This is a genomic window from Parabacteroides sp. AM17-47 (assembly GCF_003434625.1).
GTDB lineage: Bacteria > Bacteroidota > Bacteroidia > Bacteroidales > Tannerellaceae > Parabacteroides > Parabacteroides distasonis.
In genome coordinates this window covers 154,111-169,277 of sequence record NZ_QTLI01000001.1, presented here as the reverse complement: position 1 = coordinate 169,277, position 15,167 = coordinate 154,111, and the positions used below count along the sequence as shown (strand labels likewise).

The window sequence follows — 15,167 nt, the reverse complement described above, 5'->3', positions numbered from 1 at the left end:
ATTAACCAAAACTAACGAATCGGGACAATTCTGCCCTCAATTCAGGTAAACTTCCATTATCAAAATAGAAAGAAGAACGCATTTTACCTTCTTTCTTTACACCACGCATCGACTTACACAAGTGTTCCCCTTCCAATACGATACCCATCGCCAAAGGTGGATATTCCGAACCTAACGCTTCTTGGAGCATCACGATGATATCTTTCGCTAATCGCTCTTGTACCTGTAACCGTGCCGCACAATAATCAACGACACGACCAACTTTCGATATGCCTAGTATCTTACCTTTCGGATTGGGTATATAAGCAAACCAATACTTCCCAAAGAAAGGCATCATATGATGTTCACACATTGAATAAAATCCACCTGAATCTGCGATAACACTATCACAAGAAAGGCCATCCACGCCATTTGGGAAGACCGTTATTTTAGGCACTTGTGACAGATCATATCCACGAAAAATCTCTCTCCACATTCTTATGATACGATCCGGCGTTCCCTTCAAGCCCTCCCGACAAGGATCCTCGCCTATAAAAGAAAGGATCGTTCTTATCGCACATTCAATATCTTGTGTGTTTGTAAGCTTAACTTCCATTTCGGATGCTCTTTAATATAGTTAATAACTTCCTTCGTATTCCGGCCGGAACAAGGCTGCAAATAATATACTCCCGCTGAATATTTATCATATTGCGACATATCCTGTCCGGTATAGACTACCTTCAGTTCATTCGGGTTGATCACGACTGTTTTACCGCCCTCTTTTGGGGAACACGTAATCCAGTCTATATTTACAGGTGGAACCAAAGTTCCATTTGTCTCAATCTGAACAAATCGGCCAGTGGCCTTGATCTTATCAACCAAATCATATGTAACCTGCATACAAGGCTCTCCGCCTGTCAATACGACATGCAAAGCCGGATAACGCCTTATTTCCGCAATAATCTCATCATCACTTAACATCTTGCCTTCTTTGTGTTCCGTATCACAGAACGGACACCTCAAGTTACATCCAGAGAAGCGAACAAAAACAGCTGGCGTACCAGTAAAGTAGCCTTCACCTTGAATGCTGTAAAAAATTTCATTTATCTTCTTCATACCACGCTATATTATTCTCTGATTCCTGAACCATCACCTTAAAACATTGAGGTATCTGGTCACAGATCCACTTCGCTATATTTTCCGCTGTCGGATTAAACGATAATACCTCATTCAAGTTCTTATGATCTAGTTTCTCCTGGATCATTCGCTTGACATGGGCAAAGTCGACAACCATACCATCTGGATTCAACTGTTTAGACCTGCACCAAACGATTACGATCCAGTTATGCCCATGCAAGTTCTCACACTTACTCGCATAAGAGAGACTCAGACGATGAGACGCCGATATCTCTAGACGCTTCCTTACTGTATACATACGATTTTTATCGATAAAGAGTTAATACCTGTCTTATCTCTTCCTCCTCCCGTTTCCGGCCATACTCGCCAAATTCGATCAAAGGAAGTATTTCATGTTTCATATAAGATATATTCCTGCCGATTACATCCATGGAAAACGGATATCCGTTCAACGCAAAAGCAATAAATTTACGGAAACACGGTTTACAGTTCCAACATTCGTGCCCATCAACAGGAGCATAACAACTGAACGATGAACTAAACGCTTCACTAATATTACCTCCTTGAGCTATATATTGCTTCAACAACTCAGTCTTGGTATATGCTTTATAGTCCAAGTTTATCTTGATCGTTCGTTTTTCTGTCCAATGTTGTTTTTGGTAGAGATAGCCGAGTAAGTCCTCATACAACTCGGCAAATACAGGCGATTTATCAAGAACACGGTCACCGGCTGTCGCTCCCAAACAGATTTCATCGCCATAGTTCGTCGCAATACCGATCAAATACATATTCCTTAGAGGGATAATTTTATCTTCACGTTCCCACTTTGATAAATCCAATCTCTCAATGATGGTATCATCCGGAAGACGCTTCATTTCCTCTTTTGAATAACGGGTATTCATATCGACATAAAGCCTTATATCCGGTTTCCAGAGTTTGTCTATCAACCAACTATCCATACCTCCTGAATACAGAAGGACTTTCTTGTTATAAGTATCGTTCCGCATACCTTTGAAATTTTATCCACTCATTAAAATTGTGTCTATTCGATAAATCATGATTCTTAGCCCTCATCCCTTGGGGAGGATTACGATATATCATTTGCTTGCCATTGAAGAAATAAATCTGCCCAAATCTGGAACCGGACAACCAAGTCGTACTATCAACGCTATCAAACTTCAAAAAAGGAAGAAATATCGTATCTGTAAATCCAAGCCCATGAATACGGGTACCGACAGAGTGAGCTTGATCGATAAACCATTTTAATATCATGGGATTACCTCTTATCCGCCTACCCTCTTCCATCGCAGAGGTCGTACCGATCGCAACATAGGGATAATCTTCACACATCCGAATAAAATAATCCTTCCCCCGGCTTGCATGCCAAACAGGAATAGGCCGCCGCCCTGTACGATCTTCCAAATATTTACGGTAATACTCGACCTTCTCCAGCCCTACAACAACATCTATATCCAGCTCAAAGAAGCGTTGAATGTTATTTTTCAGAACAAAGTCAGCATATTTCTTGACATAGCCATCCCAATCAAAACTGTTATTCTTTCCGGAAAAGGCTGAAAACGCACCGCTATCAAGAATATGTTTCTCTTGACAGACATAACCACCATAATGTCCCGATTTATGCTCCCAAAAAGAACTTAAGAGATAGATATCTTTCGTGTCAAGGTTCCATCGTTTGGCACAAGGTTTATAACCGGCAAGATATAAGATCATAGCTCTATTTCCTTTCCGCAATGAGGGCAAACCATCGTCTTTCTCTTATTCTCTACTTTATCTGCTCCCTCAAAAAAACGATCCACATCCGTCGGCATATCATCAAATGGAAGCTCCAACTCCCAATCACCAAGTTCGTCAATACTGAAATCTTCAACTACGGCTGCAAAATCGAACATAGAAGTGTCCGATGTATGGTTATCAGCCAAAGCCAAAAGCTTTCTTTTTTCATCTTCTGTAGACAAATCCGTTCTCCTGATCGCTATCAGTTCATTCCCGTCAGACTCTACAACCCGAACCTTTAACCCAAGTTCCAAAGCCTGCTCATAAACGCCATTTCCGGCAATAATAACATCGTTCTTATCCAATAGAATAGAACGACCCGTTCCGCAGTCCTCCAGGCTCTTTTTAATAAGCCGTTTATTCTTATCTGTGTGGATGCGATAATTCCGAGGGTCATACTTCAATTCTGTCATAACTTTTATTCTAAAATATAACAGGGGTAATCAATTAACACAAATACAGTTGCAATTCCCGGATAGCCTGTTCCACGCTCCGAACAATCACATACTTACTACCTGCCATTTCAACTTGGCGTTGGTATTCTTTTTGATCGGGAGATTGTTTTCCCGTCGATGTCTTGAACTCCAAACAAAGGGAAGCATACCCCTTTTTCGGTATCTGAAGGATCACATCAGCTACACCTCGTTTAACGCCTTGGCGCTTCATATTAGCCGCTTCTATTTTATGCCGGCTACCACCGTTCGGGACTGCAAAAAGGAGCCGATCCGGTAGGTTCGGGAAGAATAAAGGAACCTTATTGAAAAACTCCGACTGAATCCGAGCTTCTTCGTTGTCATGATGCTGTTTTGATTTAGGAGGGATCTTTTTATCAGAATAGCAGTTATAACAGATATGGCCTTCTTCTGTTTTGATCACAGAAACCGTTTCTCGGCCACAGGCTATACATTTTTGCGTTTTCATATCTTAGTTTCATATAAGATATAAAGGGCATGAAGAAAATCCTCAAGATCACCAAGGACTTTTTTACGAGATTTGAGCTATTTACCCCTTCAATTATTATATATTTGTATTCTATTAATATTAAATCATTTCTTATGAAAGCAAAATATTTACTTGCAATTTTCATTATTGCTATGGGACTTAGTTTCTCATCTTGTGCAACACATGTTCATGTGAAATCCAAACCAAACAAGGTTAAGACTATTCCACCAGGACAAGCTAAAAAGATCACAGGTGAAAAATCCGCTAAGCGACACGCCCCAGGACATAACAAATAATCTTTTGTGGAGCTATCTGTTGTTTTTAGATAGCTCCTTTCTTTTTAGTTATTAGTTAATCCGATTGCCTAATTTCAAAATAAAAACTTTATAATCTGGCGCACCCCATTCCGAACGACCTTTGCCAATAGAAATGCTATTCAATTTGAATAACATAGTTCGTTTTGTATATCCGTAACGAAAACGAACAGCATCATAAAGCTTAAAGGAAGGCTTACAACAATATTTACACTTTTCGGGAATATAGATTCTGCAATCCGTGTTTTTATCATAGCAAACATAAAATCTTTTAGCCCAATAGCTATTATGTTCTCGATACTCCTCTTTTTTCTCACCGGATTCTATCATATCATACCATATAGCCTTTAATGGTAAATCAAGTATATTCATTTCTTTTTAATTTTTAATCAATTATCAAAATCTCTCTATACGAGATGTATATCTCCTGTGATACCGTATTTTCATCATGACACCAACACAAATACCATTTGCGATTATCACGAGAAACATACTGAGCCTTCCACATTTTACCGTTATACTTGCCGGTCGGTTCCGAACCGGTATAATCTGGCAGCATCTCAAAATCCCGTCTATACATCATGGCATATTTGTCATCAAGTACCAGATTATTTCTGTCCGGTTGTTTCCATGCTTTCCCCCAGGGATGCATCATAGGCGGGATAATGTTTTCATCCAACACAACTTTACGCATTTCCATATCTCAGCTATTTTTATTATTGAAATATTCCTAACTCTTTTTTCATTCTATTTTCAGCCAACCGCACATAGTCTTTGTTTATCTCAAATCCTATATAATTGCGGTTCAATTTCCGGGAAACGATTGCCGTTGTACCGGAACCCATAAAAGGGTCAAGAACAACGCCATCTTCCGGGCATCCTGCTTTTATACAGTCAACAATGAGAGCTGGGGGAAACACTGCAAAATGAGCATCATGGAAGGCCGATGTACTCACTACCCAGACAGAACGTTTATTTGCTTTGTCCGTATATTCATACTCACGATTCGTACTGGCTCGATACATGGGGTCATCTTCCGTCATATCAGAAAAATTTCTTTTGCGGCCACCAATAACGGCTTTCATATTTCTGTTAGCTTTCAGAGTACGAGAGGATCCTACCTGGTTATCGACATCTTGCCTTATTCTACGCATTGTAGACTCTCTTGCCGGAACTTTTATCGCATCTGCATCAAAGTAGTACAACCGGGATTTACTCAATAGGAAGATATATTCGTGAGATTTAGTACAACGGTCCCTAACACTCTCCGGCATCGGATTAGGTTTGCTCCAAATAATATCTTGACGCAAATACCAACCATCAGCCCTAAGAGCAAAGGCCAGCATCCAAGGAATACCTATCAAATCTTTAGGTTTGCAGTTTGTGCATTGTTTTACCAACGTTGCCTTACCAAGTGTCCCCCGGTTCGTACCTTGCTTATAATTCATTGCATTGTCCGGAAACTGTGCAGCACCTTTCATGGAACCGGCATAGCTATCACCAATATTCACCCACAGAGTACCATCATTCGTTAACACCCGCCGAACTTCCCGGAACACTTCAACCAACTTCCCAATATATTCTTCCGGTGTAGCTTCAAGCCCTATCTGTTCATCATTTCCATAATCACGCAAACCGTAATATGGAGGTGATGTAATACAACAGTTTACGCTATTTTCCGGTAGACATTTTAGTCCTAATCGACATTCCGAGTTATATATTACATTTACATCCATTATGCTCAGTTCTTCTTAGTTATGATTCAGATAAATATTTTATCAAACTCTCTTTGTCTTTAAAAAGTCTTTTATCCCATTTAGGATAATTGTTTCTGGGTACACTAAGTCCATCTGACAGCTTATAAACCATAAGGAAAATATCATCAGCATAGGATATTTCGATGATTATTTTGCTTATAGTTGTATGGATAATATTATCCCCGATCAGATAACATACACTATCTCCTACGTTAAATTCAGTATCTATATTCATACCTTTTTATAGTAAAAACTTTCATGTATTCGCAATCCTCATCACATACCCCAGACCTTAACACACAATGGGGAATATTGGAGCCAAACTTATACTCGAAGTTATAACATAGCTTCTTATATGCCTCTCGTTTGGCTTTCTCTCTGTCAACTGCCAATAAACCAATGTTCATTTGTTTTCTTCTTTCATCAATTGTTCAATAGTAATAGGAATTACACGAGAAACAGCATAATAAGCATTATTCGTCAATTGGCGTTGCCATGCCGAAAAACGGGGTGACCAACGAAAACCGTTATGTTTGAGATTTGAAATAACATCAGGCCGTGGTTTTGTATCAAAAACTATCTGAACTCTATCTTCGGAGTAATTCTTAATTACCCGGCCACCATCAAAAAGTATTTCCACATCTTTTTGGTTCTCTTTTTCTGCCTGTTTTGAGATAGATTGATTTGCAAGTTCAGCGAGTTTCCAAAATTTGTGACGATTGGTAAAGATTGGTTTTACCCGACTTTCGTTTAAGGATCTGACATATTCAATCGCTTTGTTTATCAAATCGACCTTTCCGTTTCTCGCAATCGTTTCCAGCTTATTATACAAATTGGTTGGCAAAAAATGCTCATCGATCATCCTCTTTACACGCATCCACTCTTCCTCCGCTTTCTGATCTTCCGGTTTTGCCTCCTCTATCCTTCGAGCTATCGACTTGAGCACTTTTTCTCTCCACGCTCTAAATTCATTGACAGCATTGTCATAGTAATTATTCATCTTCTCATTTCGTCTTGACGGAAAACGGGCTGGCCCTGTTATCATGGCGCTCATTATACGAGAATGCTTATTGAACAATATTTGAACCCATTCTTTGTACTTAGCAATATATCGCTCTCTTTCTTCTTCCGGCATTGTTTTTATATCATCATTGAGCTCTTCTTCGTACATGCGTATGTGATACGATCCACGTTCCTCCGGACTGAAACTTGTAGCATAAAAAGCATCGCAAGCGCATTTCCAAAACTCCTCAAGGTTTACCTCATATTTCCACTCTACAACCGACCAAAGACCTAAGTCTTTGTCATTAATAACAACCGCCTCATTATCGGAAATACGGACTGCAGTATGCGCATAGTCGCAACGCATTAAATTATCACTCAACTTTTCACCTCTCCAGTTAAAAAGCCATTCACCCTGTTCTGGGTTCGCTATATTCACCACTTTTAATGCACGGTGACAGTTCTTTTTTGATAGTAAAACCTGTTCAGTATTACCGACCTGTATTTTATTTTCTTGCATTATAGTTCCTTGTTTTTAAATATTCACACCTTATATTTTCGTTCAAAATCATACTTCCTAAACTCATGGTACGCTTGTTCCAATGTTTTAGAAGTCCTATCACCTTCCGGTATATCCCAGCTTTTGGAATTATTGATACTATCATCCATGGCTATGGAACCCCTTTCTTTCTCATACCGGCCAAGCCATTCTAAAATAACAGCCCCGTCTATCCGATCATAAACCTTCCCATACAATCCCTTTTTCGCCCGATTAAAACATAGCTTGAAATCATCAGGCTTAAAGAAATAGTATTCATCAATAATCAGATCAACTGTTTGTGCGACTTGTACTGCTCCGATCGATTTCCCTACATTGAAAAAATCTACCAAATCATTCAAGACTTTTACCATAAATCCACGAAGATGCGTCTCTCCAAATTCTTTGTTCATAACCGCTATAGAGCAGCTTGGGCTATCAAACACGTCATTTACTGTTTTGGGCCGCAGACTGTTGTAATATGGCATCGGCAAGACGCCCCAAACGCTCACGCTCGATTCTCTTGTTTTCGGCATCAGTTCCGGAGGAAGTACGCCGGTTGTTTGATCTATTTCCGATATGAGTTGTATTGCTTGTTCCTGATTCATACTGCATTTTTTCTAAATCACGCTTCGCCCACTTGCGGAACGTGAGGTTCGCACTAACGTATTTTTTGAGCAGCTCTCGATAATTGTGCATCGAGACAAGAGTGTCCTGGATTAACTGAAGCGGGAAATCTCGCTTTATCCGTTCGAATTGTTCTTCCGTAAACGGCTCTTTCAGTTTAGCCACACTAGGAGCATTCGCAGCAATCCATTGCTTGAACTTTTCAAAATTCTCATTCTTGGGTTTCTCCGGTTCGGGGTCAGGGTTGCGCGTGCCTACGCGCGTATAACCCTCCTCTCCTTTCCAATCCTCTCCTTTACTCTCCTTTCCAGCAGGAGGATTCTCGATTGTTCCCGATTGTTCGGGAATATTCTCGAATGTTCCCGGATTGCTTCTATTTTTGCCCGAAAGAACGTTTTCTATCACTTCTGCCGGAATTTTCGACTTTTGCGGTTTGTCGATGCGCTCACTGGAAAAGTCCATCACGTAGTAGCTTTTGTTCTCGAATGTAAAAGGTACAAGGATAGAGTTTTCAATCAGCTCTTGCAGCCATCCAGAAACCTGCTGCTTACGAATATCTTCGCGGGCAGGAAAGACTTTCGACTTAATGATAGTCTCATTAGCTAAAATGACACCGCTATCATCAGCAAAGTTTTTCATGCCTATATAAAGCAGACAAGCCGGAAGAGATACGTTCGAAAACCTTTCATCTTCCCAAAATTCCGGTACTATAGTTCTAATTCTTGGCATTTTTACGCTATCATTTTCTGACGAATCAGGTTCATATTCTTCTTCACCAGTTTTACTATCTGGTCGTGAAACTCACTTACGCCATTGCAAACGGCCCGAGACTGGACGATATTCAGCGTCTTCAAATTCACCTCTATCGTCTCGATACGTTTGCCACCGGTGTCCTTTGCTGACAGTATCAAACGATCCGGCCGATTGTAATATCCGAGTTTATACACGCAGTGATGCATAGCCTTGCCTTCTTGATAAAACTGGGTAATACTCTCCAACGGGCAAATGACTATGTTACCATCCGTGATTTTCATTCCGAAAAACTTTTCCATCCGTTCGTAGAAGCCGGCTATATCCTTCATGAGCTTTTCACGCCTACGGATAGCTTCCACACGATCCCTATCCTGTCTCAACTTGGCTTCACGGGCATCTTTCTTTGCCAATAGCCTATCGTGCGCGACCTTCAAGTTCTTAGGACATACATAATGGGCATTACGCAAGTCTTTACCGAAATAAGCCAATAAAGACATATAGTCTTCCCAGAGGGACGCATCCTTGATAATATAATGGTTACGGTTGCAAATATTGAATGATGGCTTATAACGAAGCTGGGAAAAGCCGTTTCTATACATGTGCTTCAGCATGGATATTTGCCCGGTCTTGAGGCATAGTTCCGCGTCATTACCTCCTTTCAAAAGGTCACGTATCAACTTAGACGGAGTTACATCCGGGAACAGTCGATTCAGTCCCCGTTTTTTCAATTCCGGAAGTAATTCTTTCCTTGGATAAAGCTCTCCAAATATCGCATATAAATCACCGTAATAATTATATGGGTTACTTCCATATTCACCCTTGATACTAAGAGGGGAACTATACGCAAATCCGTTACGTCCCATATTTATTGGACGGGCTATGATCGTACGTTTTCCGTCTTCACGAATCCATTCTTGAACAACTTCAGTAAAATCATAATACACCGGAGAAGTTCCCCTACGGGCGTTTTTCCAACATAGTATATGCCGGATCACCTGAAACCCGCCTCTCACTTGCAGGATGGACATATACGCCTCCTCATGGTTCTTCTGCTTTCTGCTGACCTTTACATCTAATTGATGGTGGCAATAAGGGCATTCGGTCTTGTCACCCAATTTACTATTACCCGTATTAACCCATATCTCGCCACATTCAGAGCACCACAACTCATTCTTACATTTGTAAGCTACATGGTCGAACACGTGTTCCTTGGCCCATTCCTCCTGCGCCTTTGTGATGGCGGGAAGCTTTTCGCTCAATCCCGCCACCAACTTTTCCAATCTCGTTCTCGGCTTCATATCAAAACAGGCTCATTTGTTGGACACTCTCATCAACCTTCTTCTTGGCCGGCCTCTTTTTGAGCGATCGATATTGCTCTTCGGTCAACCTTTTGATGGCCGCCTGACGGGCAGCGTTCTTTTCTTCCTCCGTAAGTTCTACTTTATGGGAAGAAGAAACGGAGCTACTGACAGGAACTTTTCCGACCTCAATATTCTCTTCATCATAATAATGTACGGCCATACCAAAAACCTCCGTATCACTCATCACGACAGAGGTTCCACGCTTATGGGCCTCTCCCAAGATATAACGACAACACTCGTCTATACTCTTTTTAGGATTGGCAAGTCTCGGGGCAAACAGAAGATCTTCCGCCGCCCTCTCCTGTAAATATTTCTGAATTGTATCTTTGAACTCTTTCATAACTTACTGGATTGTCATGGGCATTAATAAATAGGTAAGTTCCTCGTTCCCGGATTGGTTCTCCGGAGTTATCAAGATAGCACGGTTAGGCTCGCTAAAGGAAAGCCTCGTACGCCCGTCATCGATACATGAGAGTATCTCAAGAAGCAACGATCCCTTAATCCCGATCGAGAACTCATTCCCGTTAAAATCGACCTCCAACGTTTCCTCCGCGGAAGTCGAGAAATCTATGTCTTGGGCGAATACGGTCAACTTATCACGAATGATCCTCAAGACGATAAGGCATGAGGCCTTATTGGAGAACACCGATGTCCTTTTAATAGCCCCGATCAGTTGTCCGGTGTCAACAAGCAGTTCCAGCTTATTCGCCTTGGGTACCACAGCTTTCCAATTAGGATATCTCCCCTCCACATTCCGGAACGATATCTCATAGTCATTGAGTATGACATCGGACCAATCCGCACCGACCCTCATTTCCATGTTATCGGAGGAAGCCGGAAGTATCGCCTTCAATACCGAGGCTATAGGACGGCTGATTATAACTGAGATCTTGCCAACCTGTCTATCATTGCCCTTTCTCAAGAATCCCATGCCATGCCCGTCCGCACCGACAAAGCATACGGTCTCCGGTTCCGTCTCAATAAAGACAGAGCTTAGGACCGGACGGATATCATCATTCCCGGCCAAATTTATGACCTTGGATATCCCATTGAATAAATCCTCCGCGCTCAATGACACAGAGTCCAAGACCTCGATCGATCTTTTTCCCGGATAGGTAGATGGGTCATAACCCACCACCTCGAACTTTCCACCATGGTACTTGATCCTTATCTCACGGGTATCCTTGTTGATGATTATATCAATTGGTTGCTCGGGCAGGTTCCTCAGTCCTTCTAATAAGGAAGTCGGGACACAAATAGATATCTCCTCGTCGAAGATGCACTCAAGGCTGGTGGTTATCCGGCCCTCGCTATTCGATCCGGTGATGAATAACCGGCCTTCCCTCGTCTTAAACAAGAAATGACAAAGGATCGGCGTGGATGATTTGGCGGGTATGATCTTCGCCAAAAGCTGCAATCTTGATAGCAGCGCTGTTTTAGAAATAGAAATCGTCATAGTGCCTGTTTTTTTGAAGGCACCCGGTAAGTCTTTGTTTTATGGAAGTTTACAGAAATAAGAGACCAAACACATATAAACACAAAAAGTTGGATCTCAAACTTTCGTCTAAAATCCAACTCGCTATTTCAACGACAAAGATAGAGTCATTTTTTTAATCCGCAAATTATTTCCATCTTTTTTTCGTTTTTTTCTTCAAATACATAATCAAGAATCTTGGCATTCAAGCGGTCGATAACGCTAAAATCGGTCTTAACATACCCAGATGTCACCCTATGGGAAGAAGCATGGTTAAGGCAAAAGCCTACTAAATCCAAACTTGCATCGAAATCGTTTTGAGCGAATGTAGCCCAACTATGCCGAAACGAATAGACAGAAATATGAGGAAGGTCGTTTTTTCTTGTTATATCACTTATTCCCTCATTTATACATTTATTGAAATTCTTACTTGATCCATAAGTCTCACAGAAGTTAAACAGCCTTTTTTCTCCAGCATATTTCTCAAGCAAATGAGATAGCCTATCTGGTACGGCTATCTCTATATACGCCTTGTCATCCCTCCTATTAGTAGTCTTACGTCTGCAGTAACACATCTTTCCGTCTCTAAGGTTCTCTTTTTCCATATAATACAGGTCAGCGGTGTTAATTCCGGCAAGACAAAAAACGATCTCGCACACATCCCTAGCACGATCAGCTCTTGATCCATACTCCGCGGATACCGCAAAAAAATCTCGAACGGTTCTAATGTCCAATGCCCTTTTCTCTGGAACTGTAGGTCTAGGTACCCTCACTCCCCTAAACGGGTTATTCCGTATAAGCATCTCGCCGGTATCATAATTATTATACCGCTCGCATCCAGCCATAAACATTGTCTTGATCCGCTTCGGATAGCCATGTTTCTTGTACAAGCTATCTTTCATCGAATCTATCCACTCCTTGAATATAGACGATGTAAGATCAGAGAAGAGAATGTCGTCTTTCCCCATATATTCCTCCAAGCGCCTTAACGCAAGCTTATAATTTATCGACGTGGATTCTCTTCCCTCGTTATCCATCTTAGAGGTAAACCCCTCACAAAATTCAGAAAAAGAAGGTGCGCTAGAATCCCTCCTCAAGAAGTCCAGTATCTTTCTGATATCCCAACATTGTATATCTTCACGATTAAGCCGGGACATATACCCGTCAATAAGAATAGAAATATCCTTGATGATGTAATTATCTATTACCTCACCCTTCCGAACAGACTTAGCCTTGCAGACTTTATCTGTTTTTATATATCCTACCTGTCCGTGATGGGTTACACGAATATAAACAGGATACGTATTGTCTTTTCTCTTAGCTCGTACGCAAATTTTGAAATATGCCATAATTTTTTACTGTAAACTATTTGTAAATCATTTATGCTATTCATGCAAAAAAAGCTTGTATGAATAGGTATGTAAGGAGGCTAAAATGAACAAATCCCCTACAGTATCATTACAACAAAGAGCTAATAATCAAGCGGAAAGACTGGGATTCGAACCCAGGGAGCGGTTACCCGCTCACCGCATTTCGAGTGCGGCCCGTTCGACCACTCCGGCATCTTTCCTTGTGGTTGACGTGTACAAAAGTACATAAAATATAGTATCGTTATTCTCTTGAAAGGCTAAAATTACTTTATCAAATACAAAAAAGGGCATTCTTCACAGAACGCCCCTCTTTAAAACATATAACTAATACCTCTAAATTACTTGAAATAACGATTATATAAACCTTCAAATCCTTTGCCATGACGTGCCTCGTCTTTGCACATCTCATGTACGGTATCATGGATCGCATCCAAATTCTGTTGTTTAGCCAATGTAGCGATACGTTTCTTGTCCTCGCATGCGCCAGCCTCAGCTTCCATACGCTTTTTCAAGTTAGTCTTCGTATCCCAAACTACGTCGCCAAGAAGCTCCGCAAACTTAGCAGCGTGCTCAGCCTCTTCCCAAGCGTAACGCTTGAATGCCTCAGCTACCTCAGGATAACCCTCACGGTCTGCTTGACGGCTCATGGCCAAATACATACCAACTTCGGTACATTCTCCCATAAAGTGAGCGTTCAGACCTTCCAAAATCACTGGGTCTACACCTTTAGCAACACCTAGTACATGTTCGTCAACGAATTGTAACGCACCTTCTGTCTCTACTAATTCTTTAAATTTGCTTTTTGGTTGTTTACATTGAGGGCAGAACTCAGGAGCCTCATCACCTTCGTGTACATAACCACATACTGTGCAAATCCATTTCTTTTTCATATATCGCAAAATTTTTATTGGTTGTATGGCACAAAATTAACTAAACTATCCGATACTACCATAATTCATCGATAGATTAATTCTATGTGTTAATCGATAAAAACTATGGAACTTATTTTTGACAGCGATTGTTTACTAAGTAAATATTTATTTATATGGATACATCAAAGATTATTAGTTTATTAGGAGACAAAAGTGATTATTATTTAAATCACGTATGTAAGACTATTGATAAATCGCTGCTTCATCTTCCATCACCCACTTGCGTGGACGATGTGTGGGGCAATTCAGATAGAAACATACAGACTCTCAATAGTCTGCAAACCTTGTTGGGGCACGGAAGATTAGCTAACACCGGATATGTTTCTATCCTCCCGGTAGATCAAGATATCGAGCATACCGCAGGGTCTTCCTTCGCTCCAAACCCCATTTATTTCGATCCGGAGAATATCGTAAAATTAGCGATCGAGGGTGGTTGCAACGCAGTCGCTTCTACGTTCGGCATACTAGGGTCAGTCGCACGAAAATATGCCCATAAGATTCCATTCTTGGTAAAACTAAATCATAATGAGCTTCTTACTTATCCGAATTCTTACAATCAAATCTTATTCGGCACGGTGAAGGAAGCATGGAATATGGGCGCCGTAGCTGTAGGGGCCACGATCTATTTCGGATCAGAGCAAAGCCGACGTCAGCTAGTCGAGATTGCCGACGCATTCGAGTATGCCCATGAACTAGGTATGGCGACCGTATTATGGTGCTATTTACGAAACAGCTCTTTTAAAAAGGATGGCATCGACTATTCCGCGGCAGCCGATTTGACCGGACAGGCTAATCACCTTGGCGTCACGATCAAGGCCGATATCATCAAGCAGAAGCTACCGGAGAACAACGGAGGTTTCACCGCTATCAATTTCGGGAAGATCGATCAAAAGATGTACACAGAGTTAACGACAGAACATCCGATCGACCTCTGCCGTTACCAAGTAGCCAATAATTATATGGGACGTGTCGGGCTTATCAACTCCGGCGGAGAATCTCATGGCGCCTCAGATCTTAAAGACGCTGTCGTCACCGCTGTCATAAACAAACGTGCGGGTGGCATGGGGCTGATTAGCGGAAGAAAGGCGTTCCAACGTCCGATGAAAGACGGCGTGGAGTTACTTCATTCAATTCAAGATATTTATTTGGATAAGGATATTACTATCGCTTAGTTTGTTATTGCGTTG

General features: G+C 41.3%; 21 protein-coding genes and 1 tRNA gene. 2 read left to right on the top strand and 20 right to left on the bottom strand.

What is annotated here, in order from left to right; genetic code table 11:
• Nucleotide 1: 1 nt before the first annotated feature.
• Genes folE through DW205_RS00745 form a run of 7 tightly spaced genes read right to left on the bottom strand, consistent with a single transcriptional unit; the run spans nucleotide 2 to nucleotide 3,831 of the window.
• Nucleotides 2-595, bottom strand: a complete 594-nt coding sequence (gene folE / locus DW205_RS00775; protein WP_121963043.1) for a GTP cyclohydrolase I — start codon at nucleotides 593-595, stop codon at nucleotides 2-4.
• A complete protein-coding gene (locus DW205_RS00770) occupies nucleotides 550-1,095 on the bottom strand; it encodes a 7-carboxy-7-deazaguanine synthase QueE (RefSeq protein ID WP_057328777.1) in 546 nt (181 codons plus the stop codon). Before DW205_RS00770 ends, folE begins: the two co-directional genes overlap by 46 nt.
• Complete coding sequence (queD, locus tag DW205_RS00765; RefSeq protein ID WP_008780348.1) at nucleotides 1,079-1,414, bottom strand: 6-carboxytetrahydropterin synthase QueD; 336 nt, start codon at nucleotides 1,412-1,414, stop codon at nucleotides 1,079-1,081. The genes DW205_RS00770 and queD overlap by 17 nt, the downstream gene beginning before the upstream one ends.
• A 7-nt stretch (nucleotides 1,415-1,421) precedes the next feature.
• On the bottom strand, nucleotides 1,422-2,123 hold the full coding sequence (locus DW205_RS00760; RefSeq protein WP_121962999.1) for a 7-cyano-7-deazaguanine synthase: 702 nt from the start codon (nucleotides 2,121-2,123) through the stop codon (nucleotides 1,422-1,424).
• Nucleotides 2,104-2,847: a hypothetical protein gene (locus tag DW205_RS00755; protein ID WP_008780346.1), complete on the bottom strand. Its 744-nt coding sequence runs from the start codon at nucleotides 2,845-2,847 to the stop codon at nucleotides 2,104-2,106. Before DW205_RS00755 ends, DW205_RS00760 begins: the two co-directional genes overlap by 20 nt.
• Nucleotides 2,844-3,323, bottom strand: coding sequence for a hypothetical protein (locus DW205_RS00750; protein WP_057328779.1), 480 nt, complete (start codon nucleotides 3,321-3,323; stop codon nucleotides 2,844-2,846). Before DW205_RS00750 ends, DW205_RS00755 begins: the two co-directional genes overlap by 4 nt.
• Nucleotides 3,324-3,357: 34 nt before the next feature.
• Entirely contained in the window at nucleotides 3,358-3,831 is a 474-nt protein-coding gene (locus DW205_RS00745; protein WP_121962998.1) for a VRR-NUC domain-containing protein, read from the bottom strand.
• A gap of 134 nt (nucleotides 3,832-3,965) precedes the next feature.
• On the opposite strand from DW205_RS00745, the gene DW205_RS00740 reads away from it, so the two are divergent.
• Nucleotides 3,966-4,148 (top strand): hypothetical protein, encoded by a 183-nt coding sequence (locus tag DW205_RS00740; RefSeq protein ID WP_121963042.1) that lies wholly within the window; start codon nucleotides 3,966-3,968, stop codon nucleotides 4,146-4,148.
• A 51-nt stretch (nucleotides 4,149-4,199) separates the two neighbouring features.
• On the opposite strand, the gene DW205_RS00735 is transcribed toward DW205_RS00740, so the two are convergent.
• The 13 genes from DW205_RS00735 to DW205_RS00670 form a co-directional block, all read right to left on the bottom strand.
• Nucleotides 4,200-4,538 carry a hypothetical protein gene (locus DW205_RS00735; protein WP_224202508.1) on the bottom strand — a complete coding sequence of 113 codons (339 nt, stop codon included), beginning with the start codon at nucleotides 4,536-4,538 and terminating at the stop codon, nucleotides 4,200-4,202.
• A 13-nt stretch (nucleotides 4,539-4,551) separates the two neighbouring features.
• The gene (locus tag DW205_RS00730; RefSeq protein ID WP_121962997.1) at nucleotides 4,552-4,866 is read right to left on the bottom strand and encodes a hypothetical protein; all 315 of its coding nucleotides are present in this window, start codon (nucleotides 4,864-4,866) and stop codon (nucleotides 4,552-4,554) included.
• A 16-nt stretch (nucleotides 4,867-4,882) separates the two neighbouring features.
• Nucleotides 4,883-5,902 (bottom strand): site-specific DNA-methyltransferase, encoded by a 1,020-nt coding sequence (locus DW205_RS00725; RefSeq protein WP_121962996.1) that lies wholly within the window; start codon nucleotides 5,900-5,902, stop codon nucleotides 4,883-4,885.
• A gap of 19 nt (nucleotides 5,903-5,921) precedes the next feature.
• On the bottom strand, nucleotides 5,922-6,158 hold the full coding sequence (locus DW205_RS22775) for a hypothetical protein (RefSeq protein WP_121962995.1): 237 nt from the start codon (nucleotides 6,156-6,158) through the stop codon (nucleotides 5,922-5,924).
• A 168-nt stretch (nucleotides 6,159-6,326) separates the two neighbouring features.
• Nucleotides 6,327-7,445: a hypothetical protein gene (locus tag DW205_RS00710; RefSeq protein ID WP_121962993.1), complete on the bottom strand. Its 1,119-nt coding sequence runs from the start codon at nucleotides 7,443-7,445 to the stop codon at nucleotides 6,327-6,329.
• Nucleotides 7,446-7,468: 23 nt separating this feature from the next.
• Nucleotides 7,469-7,876, bottom strand: a complete 408-nt coding sequence (locus tag DW205_RS00705; RefSeq protein ID WP_230323772.1) for a hypothetical protein — start codon at nucleotides 7,874-7,876, stop codon at nucleotides 7,469-7,471.
• Between the two features lie 34 nt (nucleotides 7,877-7,910).
• Nucleotides 7,911-8,819: a hypothetical protein gene (locus DW205_RS00700; RefSeq protein WP_121962992.1), complete on the bottom strand. Its 909-nt coding sequence runs from the start codon at nucleotides 8,817-8,819 to the stop codon at nucleotides 7,911-7,913.
• A gap of 2 nt (nucleotides 8,820-8,821) precedes the next feature.
• Complete coding sequence (locus DW205_RS00695; protein ID WP_008780339.1) at nucleotides 8,822-10,141, bottom strand: PcfJ domain-containing protein; 1,320 nt, start codon at nucleotides 10,139-10,141, stop codon at nucleotides 8,822-8,824.
• A 1-nt stretch (nucleotide 10,142) separates the two neighbouring features.
• A complete protein-coding gene (locus DW205_RS00690) occupies nucleotides 10,143-10,544 on the bottom strand; it encodes a PcfK-like family protein (protein ID WP_121962991.1) in 402 nt (133 codons plus the stop codon).
• Between the two features lie 3 nt (nucleotides 10,545-10,547).
• On the bottom strand, nucleotides 10,548-11,660 hold the full coding sequence (gene dnaN, locus DW205_RS00685) for a DNA polymerase III subunit beta (RefSeq protein ID WP_121962990.1): 1,113 nt from the start codon (nucleotides 11,658-11,660) through the stop codon (nucleotides 10,548-10,550).
• 146 nt (nucleotides 11,661-11,806) lie between these two features.
• Nucleotides 11,807-13,027 carry a tyrosine recombinase XerC gene (gene xerC, locus DW205_RS00680; protein WP_008780336.1) on the bottom strand — a complete coding sequence of 407 codons (1,221 nt, stop codon included), beginning with the start codon at nucleotides 13,025-13,027 and terminating at the stop codon, nucleotides 11,807-11,809.
• Nucleotides 13,028-13,161: 134 nt separating this feature from the next.
• A tRNA-Ser gene (locus tag DW205_RS00675) sits at nucleotides 13,162-13,248 on the bottom strand.
• A gap of 138 nt (nucleotides 13,249-13,386) precedes the next feature.
• Nucleotides 13,387-13,938 carry an NADH peroxidase gene (locus DW205_RS00670; RefSeq protein WP_005856013.1) on the bottom strand — a complete coding sequence of 184 codons (552 nt, stop codon included), beginning with the start codon at nucleotides 13,936-13,938 and terminating at the stop codon, nucleotides 13,387-13,389.
• A 155-nt stretch (nucleotides 13,939-14,093) separates the two neighbouring features.
• Between DW205_RS00670 and DW205_RS00665 the strand changes: the two genes are divergently transcribed.
• Complete coding sequence (locus DW205_RS00665) at nucleotides 14,094-15,152, top strand: class I fructose-bisphosphate aldolase (protein ID WP_005868099.1); 1,059 nt, start codon at nucleotides 14,094-14,096, stop codon at nucleotides 15,150-15,152.
• The last annotated feature ends 15 nt before the right edge of the window (nucleotides 15,153-15,167 follow it).

Bases quoted from the DNA above. Each gene is read 5' to 3' on its own strand.
- folE (WP_121963043.1), bottom strand. From the start codon at position 595: ATGGAAGTTAAGCTTACAAACACACAAGATATTGAATGTGCGATAAGA.
- DW205_RS00770 (WP_057328777.1), bottom strand. From the start codon at position 1,095: ATGAAGAAGATAAATGAAATTTTTTACAGCATTCAAGGTGAAGGCTAC.
- queD (WP_008780348.1), bottom strand. From the start codon at position 1,414: ATGTATACAGTAAGGAAGCGTCTAGAGATATCGGCGTCTCATCGTCTG.
- DW205_RS00760 (WP_121962999.1), bottom strand. From the start codon at position 2,123: ATGCGGAACGATACTTATAACAAGAAAGTCCTTCTGTATTCAGGAGGT.
- DW205_RS00755 (WP_008780346.1), bottom strand. From the start codon at position 2,847: ATGATCTTATATCTTGCCGGTTATAAACCTTGTGCCAAACGATGGAAC.
- DW205_RS00750 (WP_057328779.1), bottom strand. From the start codon at position 3,323: ATGACAGAATTGAAGTATGACCCTCGGAATTATCGCATCCACACAGAT.
- DW205_RS00745 (WP_121962998.1), bottom strand. From the start codon at position 3,831: ATGAAAACGCAAAAATGTATAGCCTGTGGCCGAGAAACGGTTTCTGTG.
- DW205_RS00740 (WP_121963042.1), top strand. From the start codon at position 3,966: ATGAAAGCAAAATATTTACTTGCAATTTTCATTATTGCTATGGGACTT.
- DW205_RS00735 (WP_224202508.1), bottom strand. From the start codon at position 4,538: ATGAATATACTTGATTTACCATTAAAGGCTATATGGTATGATATGATA.
- DW205_RS00730 (WP_121962997.1), bottom strand. From the start codon at position 4,866: ATGGAAATGCGTAAAGTTGTGTTGGATGAAAACATTATCCCGCCTATG.
- DW205_RS00725 (WP_121962996.1), bottom strand. From the start codon at position 5,902: ATGGATGTAAATGTAATATATAACTCGGAATGTCGATTAGGACTAAAA.
- DW205_RS22775 (WP_121962995.1), bottom strand. From the start codon at position 6,158: ATGAATATAGATACTGAATTTAACGTAGGAGATAGTGTATGTTATCTG.
- DW205_RS00710 (WP_121962993.1), bottom strand. From the start codon at position 7,445: ATGCAAGAAAATAAAATACAGGTCGGTAATACTGAACAGGTTTTACTA.
- DW205_RS00705 (WP_230323772.1), bottom strand. From the start codon at position 7,876: ATGAACAAAGAATTTGGAGAGACGCATCTTCGTGGATTTATGGTAAAA.
- DW205_RS00700 (WP_121962992.1), bottom strand. From the start codon at position 8,819: ATGCCAAGAATTAGAACTATAGTACCGGAATTTTGGGAAGATGAAAGG.
- DW205_RS00695 (WP_008780339.1), bottom strand. From the start codon at position 10,141: ATGAAGCCGAGAACGAGATTGGAAAAGTTGGTGGCGGGATTGAGCGAA.
- DW205_RS00690 (WP_121962991.1), bottom strand. From the start codon at position 10,544: ATGAAAGAGTTCAAAGATACAATTCAGAAATATTTACAGGAGAGGGCG.
- dnaN (WP_121962990.1), bottom strand. From the start codon at position 11,660: ATGACGATTTCTATTTCTAAAACAGCGCTGCTATCAAGATTGCAGCTT.
- xerC (WP_008780336.1), bottom strand. From the start codon at position 13,027: ATGGCATATTTCAAAATTTGCGTACGAGCTAAGAGAAAAGACAATACG.
- DW205_RS00670 (WP_005856013.1), bottom strand. From the start codon at position 13,938: ATGAAAAAGAAATGGATTTGCACAGTATGTGGTTATGTACACGAAGGT.
- DW205_RS00665 (WP_005868099.1), top strand. From the start codon at position 14,094: ATGGATACATCAAAGATTATTAGTTTATTAGGAGACAAAAGTGATTAT.